This is a genomic window from Halomonas sp. CSM-2 (genome assembly GCF_002119345.1).
In the GTDB taxonomy this organism is placed as follows: domain Bacteria; phylum Pseudomonadota; class Gammaproteobacteria; order Pseudomonadales; family Halomonadaceae; genus Vreelandella; species Vreelandella janggokensis.
The window spans coordinates 66,041-85,136 of the sequence record NZ_NBYR01000017.1 but is presented as its reverse complement, the minus strand read 5'-3'; the positions used below and the strand labels follow the sequence as shown (position 1 = coordinate 85,136).

Here is a 19,096-nt window from a genome sequence, read left to right as displayed (position 1 = left end):
ACTCTCTTATGGTCATTAAAGACCGCCTTGCGAAGTGAAATGACGTATTGCTCGAAACGTTGTCATCAGAAAAACCCGACCACGTCTCTCACAAGGTAATGGCCACAAATGGCCCGCTCGGTTGCGCGTCGCCGACCAGCCCCACGCGTTGTAGGCGGGCGACGACACTGGGCTTGATCCAGGCCAGGTGCAGCTTGCCGCCCCGGGCATGGCAAAGGCGCGCCTGGCGCTGTAGAAGATGAATGCCGTTGAGGTCGATGAAATTGATGCCCGCCGCCAGGATGACAAGATCGGGCTGTTCGCAACGCTCCAGCCTGCGGGCTATGGAGTCGCAAGCACCGAAAAACAGGGAGCCGTCGATCCTGACAACATCGCAGTACTGCGCTTCCACGACTTGCTGAATCGTCAACGGCGCCTGGGACAGGTCGCTCTCCACCACCGGTGGCCGAGTGGTGCGGCGCAAATAGAGTATCAACGAGGCCAGCACGCCCAGGTAGATCGCGAAGTCCAGCGCCACGATCAGCGTGCTTAAAAAGGTAATCAGCAATACCGTGGCTTCCGAGCGGCTTAGCGTCAGTGACTCGCGGATACTTTTCCAGTCGACCAGCTTGAAGGCGATCAATAGCAGTTGCCCCGCAATGGCCGGCATCGGCATGTATTTCAGTAATGGAGAGGCCACCAGCAGAATAGGCACCAGAAACAGCGCCGAGAACAGGGCGGCCAGGGGTGAACAGGCGCCTGCGCTGGCGTTGAGCCCAGAACGCGTCAGTGATCCTGAAGAGATAAAACCGGAGAAGAAAGCCCCGCCCAGGTTAGATAGCCCCTGGCCGATGAACTCCTGATTATTGTCGAGCCGTTGACCCGTTCGCGATGCGATGGCCCGGGCGATGGCAATCGACTGCACCAGCCCAAGCAGGCCCAACGCGATGGCGCCTGGCGTCAGCAAACGCAGGTTTTCCAGGGAAAGGTCGGGGGTTGATAGCGGAGGCAGCCCGGCCTGGACAGACGTGACGCGCTGGACGATCTCACGGCTTGGATCCAGCCAGGCGGCCAGTAGCGTGGCCGCCACAATCGCCACGATCATCCCCGGCCAGCGTGGCAGCCAGCGCTGAAATACCAAGCAGATGACAACGGTAAACACCGTGATGAAAAGTGCCGTGGGCTCTATCGCCTCGAAGCGAGCAATCAACTGAGGCCAGATAGCAAGAAAGTTGCCGCTTTCGATTTGCGTCAGCCCCAGCGCATGGGGTAACTGGCTAGCGGCAATGATCAGCGCGGCCCCTGCCGTAAATCCGGTGATGACGGAATGCGACACCAACTCGACCAGCGCGCCCAAGCGCGCCAGGCCTAACAGCAACTGAAAGAGACCCGCCAGGAACGTCAGTGTCATCGCCAGCGTAATGAACTCGCTGGAGCCTGCGTCGGCAAAAGGCTGCAGGGTGGAAAAGAGCGCGATCGACAGGGCAGCCACCGGCCCGCTGACCATCTGTCGGGACGAACCGAACAGCGCCGCCAGTATGACCGGCACAATGGCCGCATAAAGGCCGTACTCCGGGGGGAAGACCGGCCAGTAGTGCATAGGCAACGCCTTGGGGGAGCACCAGTACCGCGCCGGTCAATCCCGCGATGGCATCGATGCGCAGTGAACGCGTCGTTTGCTGTGGCAGCCATTGTAGAAACGGCAAACCGTGCCAGCCGACTGTTGACCGGTTCCTACGGGGTGGCGACGTCATTTTGGTATCTCCGGGAGACGTTTCGCGGCACGCGCACGTCGCACAAGAGATTTCCGTTCACTGGGGTCATGGACTTCATGCGAGCCGCCCTGCCTCTCGGCGAGACAACGGTGACGTAGGGAAACGTCAGTTGTCTTGAAAGGCACGCCAGGAGACTGGCTTATCCCTATTGGGGGTGCTGTCATGGGGAAACCTCACTGGCGCGGATTGCCAGCGTTGAAACAGTTCATCGGGTCGACGTAAGTCTCTGTACGATGACGTGCTTGTCGCCAACAGACCAACGATTTATTCGGCACCTGAGCCCAAGCACACATTGGCCTCCGGGTCCCTTCACCACTCCGTTCTTCAAGACCTATCGAATTATCCCGGGCGGGTATAAAAAAAATGCATGGAATGGCATAAGAGAAAGGCGCTACTCGCTTGGTTGCTCAATCGCTATGTTCCCCGTCATAGCAAACGAGCTAATCGCAACCCATCGAGGAGGACCGCCATGCCCAACCGCCATGCACTTATCGTCCATGAACAGCCCCCCTCCATTGTCATTGACGAAGGAGATCACTCTCAGGAAATCAGCCCACTGTGGCTACGTGAGCGAACACGCGCGCCTGATCAGTTAGAGTCAATGACACAGCAACGCCTATTCGACTCCCATGCCATCGATTCGGCGCTGACACTCGAGAGTGCAGTCCTGGTCGACGAGCATCACGTTGTTTTGGCGTTTAGCGATGGCCACAAGGAGACCTATGATCTTCGCGTACTCGCCGATGAGCTGGACGAAACCAGCCACTTCCCTTTCGCCGAGCCTTGGGACGCGAGCCTCAATCAAGACCGGCTTCGTTTTGACTGGCCCCGAACGCTAGACGATCCAGCCTACTTCCAGGCGTCACTGGACGCCTACTTGCGGTACGGCTACATCATCCTTCAAGGCGTGCCGACAGACCCGGAGCAAATCCTCCAGGTCGGCAGCCACTTCGGCTACGTCAAGGAAACCAATTTTGGCCGTTATTTCGAGGTCTACTCCCGCCCGACCGGCAACGACCTGGCTTATCGTAGCGTCGCACTGGGGCCGCATACCGATAATCCCTACCGCAGCCCGGTGCCGGGTATTCAACTGCTGCACTGCCTGGTTAACGAAACCACGGGGGGGCTGTCTACGCTCGCCGACAGCCTGAAGGTGCTCGAGCAATTGCGCGCGGAAAACCCCGAGGGTTACGCGCTGCTCAAGCGTACCCCGGTGCGCTTTCGCTTCATTGATGCCGGTACTGAGCTGGTCACCCATCGCACCATGATCCAGACCAACGACGACGGCCATCCCACCGGCGTTCACTACAGTCCTCGCCTGGATGCCCTGCCGCTCCTCTCCGATGCCCAGACACGGCTCTTTCATCGGGCGCGTCAACGCCTCGGTGAACTGTTGACGGATCCCGCCTACGAAGTGCGTTTTCCCCTCGCCGCTGGCGATTTGATGATGTTCGACAACAGCCGAGTTCTGCACGGGCGAACGAATTACAACCCCGACGAGGGCCATCGCCATGTACAGGGGTGCTATCTCGACACCGATGGTCCGCGCGAACGCTTCGCAAGCCTGATGAAACAGCAAGGTTTAATGGGAAAGGTGGCTTAACATGGAACAGGTTCAGTTTCGGCAAATGAAAGACGGCACTCGCGAGGAATACGTCTTCCTCGAACAGCTTGAAGACGAGTTCAACCAAGGCTTGGTCGACCGCATCCTGCAGGCATTGCGTCATCTCGAGCTCGGTTTGAGCGGCTATCAGGTAACACGCCTGGAGCATTCGCTCCAGACAGCCGCCCGTGCCGAGGCAGACGGCGCCGATAAGGATATGATCATTGGCGCCCTGCTACACGATCTTGGCGACGAACTCGCGCCCTATAATCACTCGCAGTTGGCCGCGTCGATCATCCGCCCCTACGTCCGCGCCGAGGTCACCTGGATCGTGCACCACCATGGCCTCTTCCAGAAAGTCTACTACGCCCATCACTTCGGCGAAGATCCCAACGAGCGTGACCGCTACCGGGATCATCCCTGGTACCAGAGCTGCGTGGACTTCTGCGAGCGCTATGATCAGGCGGCCTTCGACCCTGACTACCCCACGCCTCCGCTTGAGCACTTCGAACCCATGTTGCGCAGCGTGTTTTCACGCACACCCTTCGATCCCGCCGTTATTGGGGAAGAGCATCCGTTGGCGTAATGATGACGCTCGCCACTGGCGTGGCGTGGCATTCACCCTTTCTCCTGAGCAGACGGGAGAACGCAATAGCCGGTCGGGCAGACCGGCTAACCGATGGCTTTGATGAGCCAATCGCTGACCGGCGCAATGACGGCACTGCGATGATGCTTGACGCTGAGCCAGTAGCCATAATCATCACGGGTCACACACGGGGAGAGCGCCACCAGTTGACCGCTTGCCAGATACTCCTTGACGAGAGGTGACCAACCCAGTGCCACGCCCTGGTGTGCGAGAGCCGCATTCAGCAACAGGGCATAATTATGGTAGGCAAAGACCTCGTCTCTTGGCGTCGTCAGGCCCATCCCCGCATGCTGACACCACTGTGCCCAATCGAGCCAGCGGGGATCTTTGATATCCTGGTGCAATAGCGCCAGACGGGAAAGCTGCGCTGTCGTCAGCGTTCCCGTCAAACCCTGCGAATGCGCGTAGTCAGGGCTGCATACGGGGAACACCGCTTCTTTGGCCAGCAACACCGCCTCTTCCTGGGGTATATAAGGGCCAAAACGGATCGCTATATCTGCCGCTTGCAGTTCAGGGTCGTCAGCACGATCAACCGTCACCAGCTTGAAGGTTAACGTCGGGAACGCCTGTTTGAGCGCTGGCAGCAATGGTAACAAACACAGGTGGGTAAACCCCGCACCCGCCGCGATTGAAACACAGGGCGCGGGCCGTGCTCCCTGGTGGATGACTCTTTCGCAGGCTTCACGAATCGCCTTGAGGTTGGGGGCCATCTCCCGATAGAAACTTTCTCCCAGAGGGGTAAGCACCAGGCGGCCGCCTTGACGATCAAACAGGGGCAATCCAAGCGTCTCTTCTAACGCGCGAATACGCTGCGAGATCGTCGGCTGGGTCGCGCGCTCCTCGTCGGCGGCTGCCGTCATCGAACCCAGCCGCGCCGTGGCCTCGAAGGCAATTAGCGACTTCATTGAAGGGGGTGGGTAGCACACCAGTGAGGCCTCCGTGTTTTAAGCTTCCGTCATCAGCCCAGCATTTAGCGTATCAATGGAGTCTGAGGAAGGCACTTTAGCAGACAGTAGGCGCATGGCCTCGACTTTTAGTCCGACGACTTCCTCTTGATCAACGCCCTATAAAACGCCACCGCCCCCACAGAGTGAGGGCGGTGGCGTTTTGCGTGCGGACAAAAGGCCAGATATGCCCACCCGTATCAGTAACGATTATCATCTGCTATTGATGGCACCAGCGACTCTTCTTATGATACTTAAATCGTGCTCTCCGAACCTGTCTGGAGCCCTATCTGCGATCCACTCATCACTCATCCCCGTTCACCCGCGTTTGGCCAAAGCTCGTCGCTACATTCGAAGACGATAAGCATTACAATCGATCAGGGGCTTTGGTGGAATGACATCGCCCTTACTGCGAGGTTGATCATGTTACAAATGCGTTATCTGACCTATCTGGACGCGCTCGCCAGGGAAAGACACTTTGCACGAGCCGCCAACGTCTGTCATGTGACTCAACCCACCTTGTCCGCCGGCATCAAGCAGTTGGAAGATACCTTTGGTGTCTTGATCGTGGAACGAGGCCAGCGCTATCAACAACTCACCGCCGAAGGCGAGCAGGTGCTCGCCTGGGCGCGGCGCATGCTGGCTGACTACGATAGCCTAGTACAAAGCCTCCACGACTCGCGTACCCAGCTCGAAGGCCAGCTTCGTCTGGGCGTCATTCCGACGGCGCTACCCATTGTCCGCTGCCTATCCACGCAATTCGTCGAGCACTATCCGCACGCTAGCCTGTCCATTCAGTCCTGCACCTCCGATGCCATCCAGCAGGGCATCGATGATTTCGGCTTCGATGCGGGCATCACCTACCTCGATAACGAGCCGTTAAACCGCGTTCGTCGCTATCCTCTCTACCGGGAACGCTACTTTCTTGTCGGCCCACCCGCCGTCAAGCTGACCCATACCGACAGCATCGACTGGCAGGCCGCCGCGAGCTATCGACTGTGCCTGCTCACCCAGGACATGCAGAATCGTCGCATCCTCGATGCGCGTTTCGACGAAGTGGGCGTCAAACCGGCGCACCGCATGGAAACCGACTCCCTTACCACCTTGCTATCGCATGTTCGCTATGGCGGTTGGTACAGCATCCTGCCAGGCACCAGCCTCTCCCTGCTTACTGGCGGTAGCCCATTGAGCATCGTTCCGTTACCCACCCTGATAACGGATCCGCTGATCGGGCTGATCGCCTCCGCACGGGATCCACTCCCCCCCGTGACCCATGCCTTGTTCAGCCTGGCTGGCGAACGGGACTGGCAACACGAGATACAACCGCCCACCTTGACGACATGACAACCACCCACCGCCTCCTTTGATAAATGTTGTCGATCACCTCATCGAAACGTTCACTTTGCTGGAACCCGCGCGCTCTACAAGAGTGAAAAGAGCCAGCCCTCGCCCCTGCTGTTCACCATCGACACAACCAGAGCGACTGGCAATAACCCATTCAGCAACGGTCGCCCGACGACCGGGAGGCAATCCATCATGGCCAAGATTCTATGCGTGCTTTACGACGATCCCGTAGACGGCTATCCGCAGTCCTACCCACGTGACGATCTCCCCCAAATGGAGCATTATCCCGACGGCCAGCGACTGCCCACCCCCAAGGACATCGGGTTTCGCCCCGGAGAGTTGTTGGGCAGCGTTTCCGGTGAGCTGGGACTACGGCAGTTCCTGGAAAGTCAAGGCCACACGCTGGTCGTGACATCGGACAAGGATGGCCCGGACTCGACCTTTGAGCGTGAACTACCGGACAGCGATGTGGTGATTTCCCAGCCCTTCTGGCCCGCCTACCTGACGGCAGACCGCATCGCCAAGGCACCTAACCTCAAACTGGCGATCACCGCCGGTATCGGTTCCGACCACGTCGATCTGGAAGCCGCCGCCGAGAACGGGCTCACGGTCGCCGAAGTGACGTATTCCAACAGCATCAGCGTCTCGGAACATGCCGTGATGCAGATCCTGGCCTTGGTTCGCAACTACTTGCCTTCCTACCAGTGGGTCCTCGACCAGGGGTGGCATATCGCCGACTGCTCACAGCGCGCTTATGACCTGGAAGCCATGCATTGTGGCGTTGTGGCGGCAGGACGCATTGGCTTGGCAGTATTACGGCGACTGGCGCCTTTCGATGTGCACCTGCACTACACAGACCGCCACCGGCTGCCGACAGAAATCGAAGAGGAGCTCAACCTCACCTACCACCCGGACGTGGAATCGCTGGTTCAGGTGTGTGACGTGGTGAGTATTCATTGCCCGCTGCATCCGGAAACCGAGCACATGTTCAATGACACCCTGCTCGGCAAGATGAAGCGGGGCGCCTATCTCATCAACACGGCGCGCGGCAAGATTTGCGACCGGGAGGCCATCGTGCGTGCGCTTGAGTCCGGACAGCTTGCCGGCTATGCCGGTGACGTCTGGTTTCCTCAGCCAGCGCCCAAGGATCACCCATGGCGCACCATGCCTCATCATGGCATGACGCCCCACACCTCCGGCACCACCTTATCCGCACAGGCACGCTATGCCGCAGGGACGCGGGAAATTCTCGAATGCTGGCTGGAAGATCGACCCATCCGCGACGAGTATCTGATCGTCGATCAGGGCGGACTGGCCGGCGCCGGCGCCCATGCCTACAGCACGGGTAACACCACGGGCGGCGCCGACGAAGCCACTAAGTTTGGGGCAACTTGAACGCCGCACCGTCGAGTCGTCTTATCAACACAACCACCCAGCGGGATTACCTTGAGTCACCTTAAACGGACTCAAGCCGTTGGGTCGGTTCGTCGGATCTCTGACCCTGCCGGAGAGAACAACAATGACACCGCTACTCAGCAAGGAACGAATCATCGCCCGTCCCGGCTTCAACCGCTGGATGGTGCCCCCTGCCGCCTTATGTATTCACCTCTGTATTGGGCAGGTGTATGCGTTCAGCGTCTTCAACCTCCCCATGACACGCCTGCTTGGTGTCAACGAGCAGACACCCGCCGACTGGAAACTCACCGAACTGGGGTGGATCTTCAGTCTGGCGATCGTCTTCCTGGGCCTCGCCGCCGCCCTGACCGGCCGCTGGCTTGAGCGCGTCGGTCCCCGCAAAGCCATGTTCCTGGCCGCCTTCTGCTTCGGTGGTGGCTTGATGATATCCGCCATTGGCGTCTGGGCTCACTGGCTATGGCTCATCTACCTCGGCTACGGCGTGATTGGCGGCATCGGTATCGGGATAGGCTATATCTCGCCCGTCTCGACCTTGATCAAATGGTTTCCCGATCGCCCGGGCATGGCCACAGGTATGGCGATCATGGGATTCGGGGGAGGTGCCATGATCGGGGCGCCACTGGCAACCGACCTCATGGATCATTTCGCCAGTGCACAATCAGCCGGGGTTGGGGCCACCTTCCTTACCATGGGGATCATCTATTTCTGCTTCATGTGCCTAGGTGCCCTGATCGTGCGGCTACCTCCCGAGGGATGGCAACCAGAAGGCTACACGCCCGCTGAAACCTCCAGCAAATTGATCACGACGGCGAACGTCGATGTTGACCAGTCGTTGAAGACACCCCAGTTCTATCTTGTGTGGCTGGTGCTTTTCCTGAACGTCAGCGCGGGTATCGGGGTGCTGGGGCAAGCATCGGCGATGTCACAGGAAATGATGCCCGGAAAGATCGAAGCTGCTGCGGCAGCCGGTTTTGTGGGGCTGCTAAGCGTGTTCAACATGGCAGGCCGATTTTTCTGGGCGTCCATGTCCGACTATCTGGGACGCAAACATACGTACACGATCTTCTTCGTACTCGGCATGGGGCTCTATGCGGCGGTTCCGCCTGTCGCCTCGCTGGGCAACGTCTTCCTGTATGTGCTGTGCTACTGCATCATCATCAGCATGTATGGCGGTGGTTTTGCCACCGTTCCGGCATATCTCAAGGATTTGTTTGGCACCATGCACGTCGGGGCGATTCACGGACGACTGTTGACGGCCTGGTCCGCAGCAGGGGTGATGGGGCCGGTATTGGTCAACTATCTCCGAGAGATGCAGATTGAAGCGGGCGTGGCAAAGGCCCAGGCCTACACCATGACCATGTACATCATGGTGGCGCTGCTGTTGATAGGCCTGATCTGCAACTTGAAGATTCGTGCCGTGCATAGCAGACACCACCTGGCAGACCGGACAGACGAAGGACAAGATAGGAGTTTTGACCATGCAACAGACAACACATGAGGATACGCCCCCCACCTGGCAACTAGGCCTAGTCTGGGTGCTCGTGCTGATTCCGCTGGGCTGGGGATTGGCGCAGACGCTCGGCAAGGCAGCGCCACTGTTCTTCTAGCGCTGCCCACAACCTGCCCCGTCCATAAAGGAAGAGTCGCCTCGCACCTTTGTGAGGATGGGCGCACTACAAAAACGCCGCCCCTGGAGGGCGGCGTTCCTGCCTCTAACAATGAGTCGTCACAGGCGCTTGACCTTAAAACTCTTCCCAGTCTTGATCGGCGGCTTCCCCGGCCTTTGTCTGCTGACTACCCCCTGCGGCGGGCTGCCTGAGTGCCGGTTGCGTTTGGGGCGCGGCGAGCGGGGCATGCTGAGTGCGGCTTTCCCCTTCCGCCAGACGAAAGGCCGAAACGACACTTTCCAGCTTGGCCGCCTGATCTTCCAACGAGCTTGCCGCCGATGAAGCTTCTTGAACCAGCGCGGCGTTCTGCTGGGTGACTTCGTCCATCTGGCTAACCGCCTGGTTCACCTGCTCAATACCTGAACTCTGCTCCTGAGAAGCGGCCGATATTTCATCCATGATATCGGTCACGCGGCGCACCGACGACACCACCTCGCGCATGGTTTCCCCGGCGTTTTCGACTAATACCGAACCTTCTTTCACCTGGGTTGATGACGCCTCGATCAATGCCTTGATCTCTTTGGCAGCGTCAGCACTGCGGCTGGCCAGGTTACGTACTTCGCTTGCCACGACTGCAAAGCCGCGACCCTGCTCACCCGCGCGTGCTGCCTCCACCGACGCATTAAGCGCCAGAATATTGGTCTGGAAGGCAATAGAGTCGATAACACTGATAATATCCGTGACTTTCTTGGAGCTGTCCGAGATGCCGTGCATGGTGGTAATGACTCGCTCTACCACCTCGCCGCCACTGCTTGCCGTGGTGGACGCATCTTGCGCTAACTGGGTCGCATGACGAGCGTTATCGGCGTTCTGTTTCACCGTTGTCGTTAGCTGTTCCATACTTGCTGCGGTCTCTTGCAGCGATGCCGCCTGCTGCTCGGTACGCGAGGACAAATCGGCGTTGCCGCTGGCAATTTCCCGCGCGCCAATATGAATCGAACCGCTGCTATTGCGCACCTCGGTGACTGTTTTAACCAAGTTGCTCTGCATATGCTGCATGGCACTAAACAGCTTGCCAATTTCATTGCGGCCGCGTGAATCAACTTTTCCGGAAAGATCATTTTGGGCAATGCGCTCGAAGTGCCCTACCGCCTCATTGAGGGGGTTCACAATTGCCCTCACCATGGCGATGCGCACGAACAGCACTATCAAGGCTGCCAATATCAACACGGCGATGTCGATATAGCCAATCAACTGCATGTCACGTTCGAAATTTTCAACCATTTGATTGCGGCTCTCAGCCAAATGATCATTATATACGGTAGCTGACTCGACAAACTGCTGGTTAAGATCGCTGGACACTTCCCTTACCCTCCGAAACTCAGCGTCATCGCCTTCTTCCAGCGAGGCTTCCAGCGGCGTCAGCCCCTCTTCTACCAAACTATAAAAATTAGAACTCACTGTTTCAGCAAGTTCTGAATCTACTCCGTAAGATTCAAATTCTGAAAAATACGCCAGTGCCTCTTGCTTCATCTCCCTTGCACTATCCAGATAATTACGGGCCGCGCGCGCTTCACCTTCATAGGCTGAAACATAACTATTCACATAGGAAAGCTGCGCGTTGGCAACTGATAGTTGGCTTTGCTTAATAGCCACCGTTTGATCCGCCTCGCTCTCGACTTCATTGATCGACGTGCTACCTTCCTCGCCTGCCCGATGGCCAAGTAAAGCGATAATGATAATTAATATTGTAAAAATGGCGAGAACGAGGGTTAACCCTATTTTGACGGAAACGTTGTTTAGTAAACGGTTCATGGTGCGGTATTTCTCCAAGGCATATATTAGCTATAGATGCCATATATCTTAGCTGGAGACATACCAGCAGTTTTAAGTTATGGAACATCAGTTAGCTTAGGTGTGGATTATTTTTATCGGCCCGAAAAACACCTACTTTATATTAAGACAAAAAATAATTTTAATTATCATGCTAGCTCTTCATATAATAACAAAGAAGGTTTTAAAGCAACTAATCAATAAAATACTAATTAATCTAAGTTATCGACTTTTCTCTTTTACTATGAAACGACACGAAGAATTGCAACGATAAAACGCTTACGGATATCCAGCAGGCGTGATCAGAGGTATTGAGGCTTGGCAGGTAAATCACACCACCTCGGTTGGGTTAGCCAAGGCGGTGTGATGAAACAGGTGTCCAGGGGTTATGAATCCGCATGGATCTTGATGCGGTACAGTACACAGTAGACCACCGGCAACACCACCAGGGTCAGCAAGGTGGCGACGCCCAGGCCGCCGATCAGCGCGACCGCCATACTGGCAAAGAAGGCGTCGCTGATCAGCGGGATCATGCCCAGCATGGTGGTCAGCGCGGCCATGGCGACAGGCCTGACACGGCTGATGGCGGCGCGTACCACTGCATGGTAGCGGTCCTGGTGTAACGGTAGCTGTACGTTGATTTCCTCCACCAGCACGATGGCGTTCTTGATCACCATGCCGATCAAGCTCAGCGTGCCGAGCAGCGCCATGAACGAGAACGGCAAGCCGGTCAGCAGCAACGCGCCCACCACGCCGATAATCGTCAGCGGCACCAGCGACCAGATGGCCAGCGGCTGGCGGAAGTTGTTGAACAGCACCACGGTGATAATAAACATCATCACCAGCCCCAGCGGTAGCGAGGAGAACAGCCCGCTTTGGGCTTCGCCTGCGGTTTCATACTCGCCGCCCCACTCCAGTCGGTAGCCTGGCGGCAGCTCCAGGTCTTCCACCTCGGGACGAACCTCGGCCAGTACGCTGGCGGCGGTCACGCCGCTTAACGGGTCCGGCTCGCCATATACCGCCAGCATGCGTTCGCGGTTGCGACGCTTGATCAGCGGGTCCGCCACCTGGGTCCTGATATCGCTGATCACCTGGTCGGCGGTGATATAACGCCCCTGCTCTTCGCTCCACACATTGAGCGAGCCGAGGTTGTCCACGTCGTGGCGCTGGCTGGGGATCGCCCGCGCCACCATGGGGATCAGGTCACTACCGTCGCGATAAATACCCACCTGGCTGCCGCTGGTGCTCAATGCGAGCGTGGCGGCCAGGTCTTCGCGGGTCACGCCCAGTCTGCGCGCGGTGTCTTCCATAAATACCGGTTCGATGGCCTGAATGCGATTACCCCAGCTGGTCCGCACACTGGTCATATGCGGCGTATCGCGGAACATGGCCTCAACCTGATCACCCAGCTGACGCAACACTTCCGGGTCGCTGCCGTAAAAGCGCGCCTCCAGCTTGGCTTTTGGCGCGGGGCCGACTTCCAGCGGGGCGATTTTATAGTCGATATCACCATGGTGGCGCTTCAGCACTTCCTCAACATCGGCCATCCGTTCACGCTGGGTGGCTTTATCGTCGGTTTCGACAATCAGCTGCGCGTAGCTCGAGTATCGGTCTTCCGGCGAGTAGGTGAGCGTAAAACGCTGTGCACCGCCGCCCACGGTGGTGGTCAGATGGCGAATGCCGTCCATCGCCATCACGCTGTCTTCCAGCTCGCTGACGCGCCGCTGGGTTTCGAGGATATCCGTGCCTTCCGGCGTGCGGTAATCGACAAAGAAGATTGGCGTATTGGACGCCGGAAAGAAGGCGTTTTTCACCGAACCAAAGCCGACCACCGCCCCGGCCAGTATCGCCACCACCAACACCAGCGTGACCCAGCGAAACCGAATGCCGGTGATAATCACCCGGCTGAAAACGCGATACACAATGCCTTTATAGGGGTCCTCCTGGCCATCGCCGGGCGCCACATTGCGAAAGAACAGCTTGAAGTAAAAAGGGGTCAGCGTCAGTGCGGTAATCCAGCTGAGCAGCAGCGAGTAGAGCAGAACGAAAAACAGCGAGCCGATGAACTCGCCGGTGGTATCCGGCGACAGGCCAATCGGGGCAAAGGCGGCAATGGCGATGAGCGTGGCGGCCAGCAACGGCCAGGCGTTCTGGCGGATCACCTGATGGGCCGAATCACGGATGGTATGGCCGCGTTTCAACCCCACCAGCATGCCCTCGGTGACCACGATGGCATTATCCACCAGCATACCCAGGGCGATGATCAGCGCGCCCAGCGATATCTTTTCCAGTTGCAACCCATGGAAGCGCATCAGCATGAAGGTGCCGATAATGGTGATCAGCAGGATGAACCCCATCAGCAGGCCGCTGCGCCATCCCATAAACAGCATCAGCACCACGATGACGATGGCCACCGCCTGGATCAGGCTGACCAAAAAGCCCGATACGGCTTCATCGACCACCTGGGGCTGGTCGTAAACCACGTTGAGCTCCATTCCCAGTGGCGTGCGGGCCTGAAGTTCATCCAGACGCTGCTGCAGTCGCTCTCCCACCTCGACCACGTTTACACCGCTTTCAAAGGAGACGCCCAGCGACATCGCCGGCCGACCCATATCGCGGTAAAGCTGCTGGGGCTGCTCCGCCAGTTCGCGCGATATGTCAGCGATATCGCTGAGCCGTACCAGTTCGCCATCGCCCTCGCTGACGATAAGCGCGCGCAGGTCATCGATATTTGCCGCGCTGCCAGTGGGGGTAATACGGAAGCGGCGTCCATCCTGTTCGAGATGCCCCGAGTCGGCGACCGCATTCTGCGTGTCGAGCAACTGTTGCAGGCGGGTTAACGGAATATTGAGCGCGCGTAGTTTCTCACGGTCGACCTCGATAAAAATGCGCTCTTCGTGCTCGCCGCCGAGCGATACCTTTTCAACCCCGTCGACCAGCGCCAACTCACGCTTGAGAAAATCGGCATGGTCAGCAAGGTCGGGCATGCTATAGCCTTCGCCGGTCAGGTTGACCATAAAGCCAAATACATCGCCAAAATCGTCGTTCACTCGGGACTGGCTGGCTCCCGGCGGTAACGCTGCCTGGGCGTCCTGAACGTTACGACGCAGCGAATCCCAAAGTTGCTCCAGCTCTTCGTTCTGTACCGTGCTTTCAAGCTCGACGGTAATCTGCGAGAGGCCGTCGGAACTTACCGAGCTGATACGCTTGATCGACGACATCCCCTGGATCGACTCTTCCAGCGTCGAAGTGACTTCCTGCTCTACTTCTTCAGGGGTCGCGCCGGGATATTGGGTGGTGATCAACGCATTGCGGATGGTGAACTCGGGGAACTCGAGCTGCCCCATACCTAAAAACGCAAGCGCGCCGCCGGCGAGCAGTACTACGGTCATCAAATAGCTGGCGGCCCGGTGGCGTAAAAAATAATCAACCATGTTATAGCCCCCGCTCTTTTTCCCACGGGGTCACCTGGATGTCCGCGTGCAAGCGATGTGCACCGGCGGCCACAATCCGGTCACCCGCGGACAAATCGCCGCTGACCTCAAGTCCTTTGGAGGTCAGGCGGCCAACATCGACAGGCACTGCCTCAACGCTTTGTGGTTTGATAAAGCGCCATACCTGGGCCTGATCAGGATTATCGCCTGCATAACTCACGGCTTCGGCAGGCAAGTACCATAGTGGCGCCGAAGGTTCAGACGACAGATCGCTCAAATCCAGGCGCACGGTGGCACTCATGCCATCCAGTAGCGTGATGTCATCCGGCTGGGGCAGCGTCAGCGTGACTTCATACGCCAGACTCTGCGCGCTGGCTTGAGTGGTATAGGAAGCTAGCTGGGCAAGGTAAAGGTTATCGCTGTTACCAAAGCTCACTTCATAGGCTAACGCATCACCAAAGGGCATGCCGTTGCGGCGCGGCATGCGCTGGACAATCTGCTCGGGCAGGTGAAAGACCACGTCCAGTTGCCCCGGCTGCTGGATGACGGCGACTGTTTCCTGCACCTGGACAATCTGCCGGTTATCCACCGGCACCTGGGCAATCACACCATCGTAGGGCGCACGCAACTGGGTATGCTCGACCTGCTCTTCAGCCTGTTCAAAGGTGGCGCGGGCCGCCCGCCACTCGCTCTCTGCCTCATCAAACCGAGACTGGCTAACCGCGCCACGCTCCAGGGTATAACGCATGCGTTCCAGGTTTGCCTTGGCAAGCTCCAGGCGTGAGCGGGCGCTATCCAGCTCGCTTTGCGCATTACGGTTATCAATACGCGCAATGACCTCGCCTTCCGACACCTTTTGACCGGGACTTACGTTGAGCTCAATCAGTTCGCCTGCCATGCGAAACGAGAGGTTGCTGCGCGTGGTGGCTTCAACGCGTGCCGGAAACTGCCTAAGCGCCGTGGCATTCGCCGCTTCCAGCGTTACCAATTTCACTGGCCTGGGCGCCTCGTTTGACTGCGCCTCAGGCTGATCACAACCCACCAGCACGAGCAAGACCATCATAACCGGCAGCAAGCGAAGAAAAGTAACGGGCACGATAAGCTCCTTGATGACGATCAAACGCCGCATTCCCAATGAACAGACAGTGGTATACACTTCACTGACATTCATGAATGTCAGTGAAGTGTATACTAATCACTCGCTGGCGACTTTGCCAGCGATCAATGCCAGAATAATGTCACGTATTGGATCAGGAGCCGCCATGAACCGCCGCAAGGCCGACGCGGAACGCACCCGGGAAACTATCCTGGACGCGGCAGAAACCACTTTTCTCGCCCAGGGGGTTTCTCGCACCACACTCGCGCATATTGCCCAGGCAGCGGGCGTTACCCGTGGGGCGATTTATTGGCACTTTGAGGATAAGGCCGCACTTTTTGATGCGTTACTCGAGCGGGTGCGCATTCCGCTGGATGAAATCGTTGACCACGCCGTGCAACAGCTTGGCACGACACCGGTAGAGTGTTTGCGCGACATCGCTCAACGCTCGCTGGCGGGTATCTGCCACGATTTGCCGCTGCAACGGGCTGCCACCATCGTGCTGCACCGCTGCGAAAAACTTGAAGACGACCACCCGCGTATCAGCATGATTACACGGCTTTCCGAGCATGCAGAAGCCAGGGTCGAGCAACTGTTCGAACAGGTCCAGCAGCAGGGCCAGTTGCGTGCAGACTTGACGCCCGCAAGCGCTCGTCGACAGTTTCACGGGTTCTTGATTGGCACCTGCTTTGATTGGCTGCAAGACACCCATCAGTATTCATTGGATGCCGACCGTGGCAGCATCGTCGAAACATTGATGCGCGGACTCCTGTTGGAGAAATCACACTAAATTTAACCACCTTGGCATACGGTTTGCTTCCTACACTGGATGAATGTTCTTTCTCCTGGAGCTTGCCATGCATCATTCAGATTACCCCCTCAGCGAAGTCCCCCTAAGCGCCCGCAAGGGCCTGCTCTCCACTTCAGCGGTACTGCTCGGCTTTACCTTCTTTACCGCCACCATGTGGGCAGGGGGCACCCTGGGTCAGGCCTTCTCGATCGGCCAACTGCTGTGGATCATTCTGGTGGGTAATCTTTTACTGGGTGCCTACGCCGCTACACTTGCCTATATCGCTTGTAAAAGCGGGCTTAATTCAGTGCTGATGGGGCGCTTCTGCTTCGGCGAAAAAGGCAGCAAGCTGTCTGATTTCATCCTCGGCTTTACCCAGATTGGCTGGTACGCCTGGGGCACGGCAACGATCGCTCTGGTATTGGTACGCACCACCGGGATGCCCGAATGGCTGGAAATCCCCTTAATGGTGCTGTTTGGCTTTGGTTTCTGCGTCACCGCCATGATCGGCTACAAGGGGATGGACTGGCTTTCACGCTTTGCCGTGCCCGCCATGATGCTGTTTATCCTGATCAGCCTTTTCACCGGACTGGTGGATGCGCGCGGCTTTGCCGGGTTAAGCCAGCAAACACCCACGGAGAGCATGAGCGTGGCCGCGGCGATTACCGTCATCATTGGCACCTTTATCAGCGGCGGCACCCAGGCGACCAACTGGAGCCGCTTCGCCAAGACACCCAAAATTGCCGTCATCTCTACCATGGCGGCTTTTTTTATCGGTAACGGCTTAATGGTACTGACCGGGGCACTTGGCACCATGATCTACCAGCAAGCAGATATTGTTGATGTATTGATCGCCCAGGGCTTTGTCACCATCGCCGTGCTGATGCTGTTTCTGAATATCTGGACCACCCAGGACAACACCATTTACAACTTTGCCGTCGCGGGCTGCAATTTGCTACGCACCGAAAAACGCCGCCTGGTCACGGTAGGCGGTGCGGCGATAGGGACCGTGCTGGCGGTCGGCGGCATGTACAACCTGCTGATCCCCTTCCTGGTGCTTTTGGGCACCTTTATTCCGCCCATGGGCGGCGTGATCATGGCGGACTTCTGGCTCAAGCATAAAGGTCGCTATCCAGCGCTTGAACGCGCTCAGCTACCCGATTTTAACCGCCGTGGCTTAGCCGCCTATGCGCTAGGCGCTGGCGCCGCCTACTTTTCTCCGTTACTGCCGCCGCTAGTGGGCGTCGTGGTCGCAGCAGGAAGCTATGCTGTGCTGTTGCGCATCAATCACGCTACGCTGGGTGATAGCCTTCCCTCTGTTGCCAAACAATAAGTGAGCCATTTTTTTATATGAGCATACAGATTATCAACGCCCGGCTACGCCAACGCCCCGAGCTTTACCGTATTGAGATCGAGAACGGTATATTCACAGCGATTACGGCCCAGGACGCACCACTAACCACAAGCGACGACCAAATTCGCGAAGAACAGATTGATGCAGGCGGTAAACTGCTTTGTGCGCCGTTTATCGAGCCGCATATTCATCTGGATGCGGCGCTGACGGCGGGCGAGCCAAGCTGGAACCAGAGTGGCACCCTGTTTGAAGGCATCGAGCGCTGGGGCGAGCGTAAGCCGATGCTCACCGAAGCCGATATTCGCGAGCGGGCACTTAAAACGCTGAACCTGCTGATCGGCAACGGCGTTCAGTTTGTACGCACCCACGCCGATACCAGCGACCCCAGCCTGATTGGCATCAAAACGCTGTGCGCCCTACGCGACGAACTGAAAGACAAGATTGATATTCAGGTGGTCGCTTTCCCGCAGGATGGCCTGCTCTCCTACCCAGAGGGCGAGAAACTGCTGGAAGAGGCGCTGGAGATCGGCGCCGATGTGGTCGGCGGCATTCCCCACTTCGAATACACCCGCGAACTGGGGGTGGCCTCCATGCAGCGGGTGATCGAACTGGCGATCAAGTACGACCGTCTGGTGGATGTCCACTGCGACGAAATCGACGACCCCAACTCGCGGTTTCTCGAAGTGCTGGCCCATGAAGCGCTGACTCACGACCTGGGCAGCCGTGTCACCGCCAGCCATACCACGGCGATGCATTCCTATAACAACGCCTATTGCTCCAAGCTGTTCCTGCTGCTCAAGCGCTCGGGCATCAACTTTGTCTCCTGCCCCACCGAAAGCATTCACTTGCAAGGGCGTTTCGACAGCTACCCGAAGCGACGCGGCGTGACCCGGGTGAAAGAGCTCAACGAGGCAGGCATCAACGTGTGCTTTGCCGAAGATTCCATCGTCGACCCCTGGTACTCGTTGGGGAACGGCAAACTGTTGCGCACGCTGGATTTTGGCCTGCATATCTGCCACATGATGGGCTATCAGGATTTCAGCCAGGCTCTTTCGCTGATCACCGACAACAGTGCGCGCACCCTCGATATCGAATCACGCTACGGCATTGAAGTGGGCAAACCCGCCAGCTTCAACCTGCTGGACGGCGAGGACGATTACAGCGTATTGCGCACCCAGGGGGATGTGCTGCTCTCGGTACGCCACGGCGAGGTCATTATGCAGCGCGAGCCGGCCAGAATCACCACGCCACCGTGGCTTGGCTAACACAACCCAA

Annotated in this window: 14 protein-coding genes and 1 pseudogene; 9 read left to right on the top strand and 6 right to left on the bottom strand. The window is 57.8% G+C overall.

From position 1 onward, the window contains the following. Window positions 1–88: 88 nt before the first annotated feature. Together B7L15_RS15140 and B7L15_RS19855 are read right to left on the bottom strand one after the other, a co-directional pair. On the bottom strand, window positions 89–1,579 hold the full coding sequence (locus tag B7L15_RS15140; RefSeq protein WP_085919772.1) for a SulP family inorganic anion transporter: 1,491 nt from the start codon (window positions 1,577–1,579) through the stop codon (window positions 89–91). A gap of 19 nt (window positions 1,580–1,598) precedes the next feature. After that, window positions 1,599–1,733, bottom strand: a pseudogene (locus B7L15_RS19855) (hypothetical protein); the annotation flags it as partial. Between the two features lie 490 nt (window positions 1,734–2,223). Between B7L15_RS19855 and B7L15_RS15135 the strand changes: the two are divergent. After that, the gene (locus tag B7L15_RS15135; RefSeq protein WP_176243704.1) at window positions 2,224–3,357 is read left to right on the top strand and encodes a TauD/TfdA family dioxygenase; all 1,134 of its coding nucleotides are present in this window, start codon (window positions 2,224–2,226) and stop codon (window positions 3,355–3,357) included. 1 nt (window position 3,358) lies between these two features. After that, window positions 3,359–3,943 carry an HD domain-containing protein gene (locus tag B7L15_RS15130; RefSeq protein ID WP_085919770.1) on the top strand — a complete coding sequence of 195 codons (585 nt, stop codon included), beginning with the start codon at window positions 3,359–3,361 and terminating at the stop codon, window positions 3,941–3,943. An 86-nt stretch (window positions 3,944–4,029) separates the two neighbouring features. Here the strand turns inward: B7L15_RS15130 and B7L15_RS15125 are convergent, their stop codons facing one another. After that, entirely contained in the window at window positions 4,030–4,929 is a 900-nt protein-coding gene (locus tag B7L15_RS15125; protein ID WP_139839385.1) for a LysR substrate-binding domain-containing protein, read from the bottom strand. Between the two features lie 441 nt (window positions 4,930–5,370). Here B7L15_RS15125 and B7L15_RS15120 point away from each other — a divergent pair, with 441 nt between their 5' ends. The 4 genes from B7L15_RS15120 to B7L15_RS19850 all read left to right on the top strand — a co-directional run bounded on the left by B7L15_RS15120 (window position 5,371) and on the right by B7L15_RS19850 (window position 9,314). Continuing rightward, window positions 5,371–6,291 (top strand): LysR family transcriptional regulator, encoded by a 921-nt coding sequence (locus tag B7L15_RS15120; RefSeq protein WP_085919768.1) that lies wholly within the window; start codon window positions 5,371–5,373, stop codon window positions 6,289–6,291. A gap of 192 nt (window positions 6,292–6,483) precedes the next feature. Further along, entirely contained in the window at window positions 6,484–7,686 is a 1,203-nt protein-coding gene (locus B7L15_RS15115) for an NAD-dependent formate dehydrogenase (protein ID WP_085919767.1), read from the top strand. A gap of 124 nt (window positions 7,687–7,810) precedes the next feature. Beyond that, window positions 7,811–9,205, top strand: a complete 1,395-nt coding sequence (locus tag B7L15_RS15110; protein ID WP_085919766.1) for an L-lactate MFS transporter — start codon at window positions 7,811–7,813, stop codon at window positions 9,203–9,205. Next, the gene (locus B7L15_RS19850) at window positions 9,186–9,314 is read left to right on the top strand and encodes an MFS transporter small subunit (protein WP_254902953.1); all 129 of its coding nucleotides are present in this window, start codon (window positions 9,186–9,188) and stop codon (window positions 9,312–9,314) included. The genes B7L15_RS15110 and B7L15_RS19850 overlap by 20 nt, the downstream gene beginning before the upstream one ends. A 135-nt stretch (window positions 9,315–9,449) precedes the next feature. On the opposite strand, the gene B7L15_RS15105 is transcribed toward B7L15_RS19850, so the two are convergent. The 3 genes from B7L15_RS15105 to B7L15_RS15095 form a co-directional block, all read right to left on the bottom strand. Then, complete coding sequence (locus B7L15_RS15105) at window positions 9,450–11,129, bottom strand: methyl-accepting chemotaxis protein (RefSeq protein WP_085919765.1); 1,680 nt, start codon at window positions 11,127–11,129, stop codon at window positions 9,450–9,452. A 404-nt stretch (window positions 11,130–11,533) separates the two neighbouring features. Beyond that, a complete protein-coding gene (locus B7L15_RS15100; protein ID WP_085919764.1) occupies window positions 11,534–14,581 on the bottom strand; it encodes an efflux RND transporter permease subunit in 3,048 nt (1,015 codons plus the stop codon). 1 nt (window position 14,582) lies between these two features. Beyond that, a complete protein-coding gene (locus B7L15_RS15095; RefSeq protein WP_085919782.1) occupies window positions 14,583–15,677 on the bottom strand; it encodes an efflux RND transporter periplasmic adaptor subunit in 1,095 nt (364 codons plus the stop codon). Between the two features lie 166 nt (window positions 15,678–15,843). Here B7L15_RS15095 and B7L15_RS15090 point away from each other — a divergent pair, with 166 nt between their 5' ends. The 3 genes from B7L15_RS15090 (at window position 15,844) to codA (ending at window position 19,086) form a co-directional block, all read left to right on the top strand. Next, window positions 15,844–16,467 (top strand): TetR family transcriptional regulator, encoded by a 624-nt coding sequence (locus tag B7L15_RS15090; protein ID WP_085919763.1) that lies wholly within the window; start codon window positions 15,844–15,846, stop codon window positions 16,465–16,467. A 67-nt stretch (window positions 16,468–16,534) separates the two neighbouring features. Further along, window positions 16,535–17,800 carry a cytosine permease gene (gene codB / locus B7L15_RS15085; protein ID WP_085919762.1) on the top strand — a complete coding sequence of 422 codons (1,266 nt, stop codon included), beginning with the start codon at window positions 16,535–16,537 and terminating at the stop codon, window positions 17,798–17,800. Window positions 17,801–17,817: 17 nt separating this feature from the next. Then, on the top strand, window positions 17,818–19,086 hold the full coding sequence (gene codA / locus B7L15_RS15080) for a cytosine deaminase (RefSeq protein ID WP_085919761.1): 1,269 nt from the start codon (window positions 17,818–17,820) through the stop codon (window positions 19,084–19,086). The last annotated feature ends 10 nt before the right edge of the window (window positions 19,087–19,096 follow it).

What these genes read in the sequence shown, in the direction of transcription:
- B7L15_RS15090 (WP_085919763.1), top strand. Translation starts at nt 15,844, where the DNA reads ATGAACCGCCGCAAGGCCGACGCGGAACGCACCCGGGAAACTATCCTG.
- codB (WP_085919762.1), top strand. Translation starts at nt 16,535, where the DNA reads ATGCATCATTCAGATTACCCCCTCAGCGAAGTCCCCCTAAGCGCCCGC.
- B7L15_RS15100 (WP_085919764.1), bottom strand. Translation starts at nt 14,581, where the DNA reads ATGGTTGATTATTTTTTACGCCACCGGGCCGCCAGCTATTTGATGACC.
- codA (WP_085919761.1), top strand. Translation starts at nt 17,818, where the DNA reads ATGAGCATACAGATTATCAACGCCCGGCTACGCCAACGCCCCGAGCTT.
- B7L15_RS15120 (WP_085919768.1), top strand. Translation starts at nt 5,371, where the DNA reads ATGTTACAAATGCGTTATCTGACCTATCTGGACGCGCTCGCCAGGGAA.
- B7L15_RS15140 (WP_085919772.1), bottom strand. Translation starts at nt 1,579, where the DNA reads ATGCACTACTGGCCGGTCTTCCCCCCGGAGTACGGCCTTTATGCGGCC.
- B7L15_RS19850 (WP_254902953.1), top strand. Translation starts at nt 9,186, where the DNA reads ATGCAACAGACAACACATGAGGATACGCCCCCCACCTGGCAACTAGGC.
- B7L15_RS15130 (WP_085919770.1), top strand. Translation starts at nt 3,359, where the DNA reads ATGGAACAGGTTCAGTTTCGGCAAATGAAAGACGGCACTCGCGAGGAA.
- B7L15_RS15105 (WP_085919765.1), bottom strand. Translation starts at nt 11,129, where the DNA reads ATGAACCGTTTACTAAACAACGTTTCCGTCAAAATAGGGTTAACCCTC.
- B7L15_RS15110 (WP_085919766.1), top strand. Translation starts at nt 7,811, where the DNA reads ATGACACCGCTACTCAGCAAGGAACGAATCATCGCCCGTCCCGGCTTC.
- B7L15_RS15135 (WP_176243704.1), top strand. Translation starts at nt 2,224, where the DNA reads ATGCCCAACCGCCATGCACTTATCGTCCATGAACAGCCCCCCTCCATT.
- B7L15_RS15115 (WP_085919767.1), top strand. Translation starts at nt 6,484, where the DNA reads ATGGCCAAGATTCTATGCGTGCTTTACGACGATCCCGTAGACGGCTAT.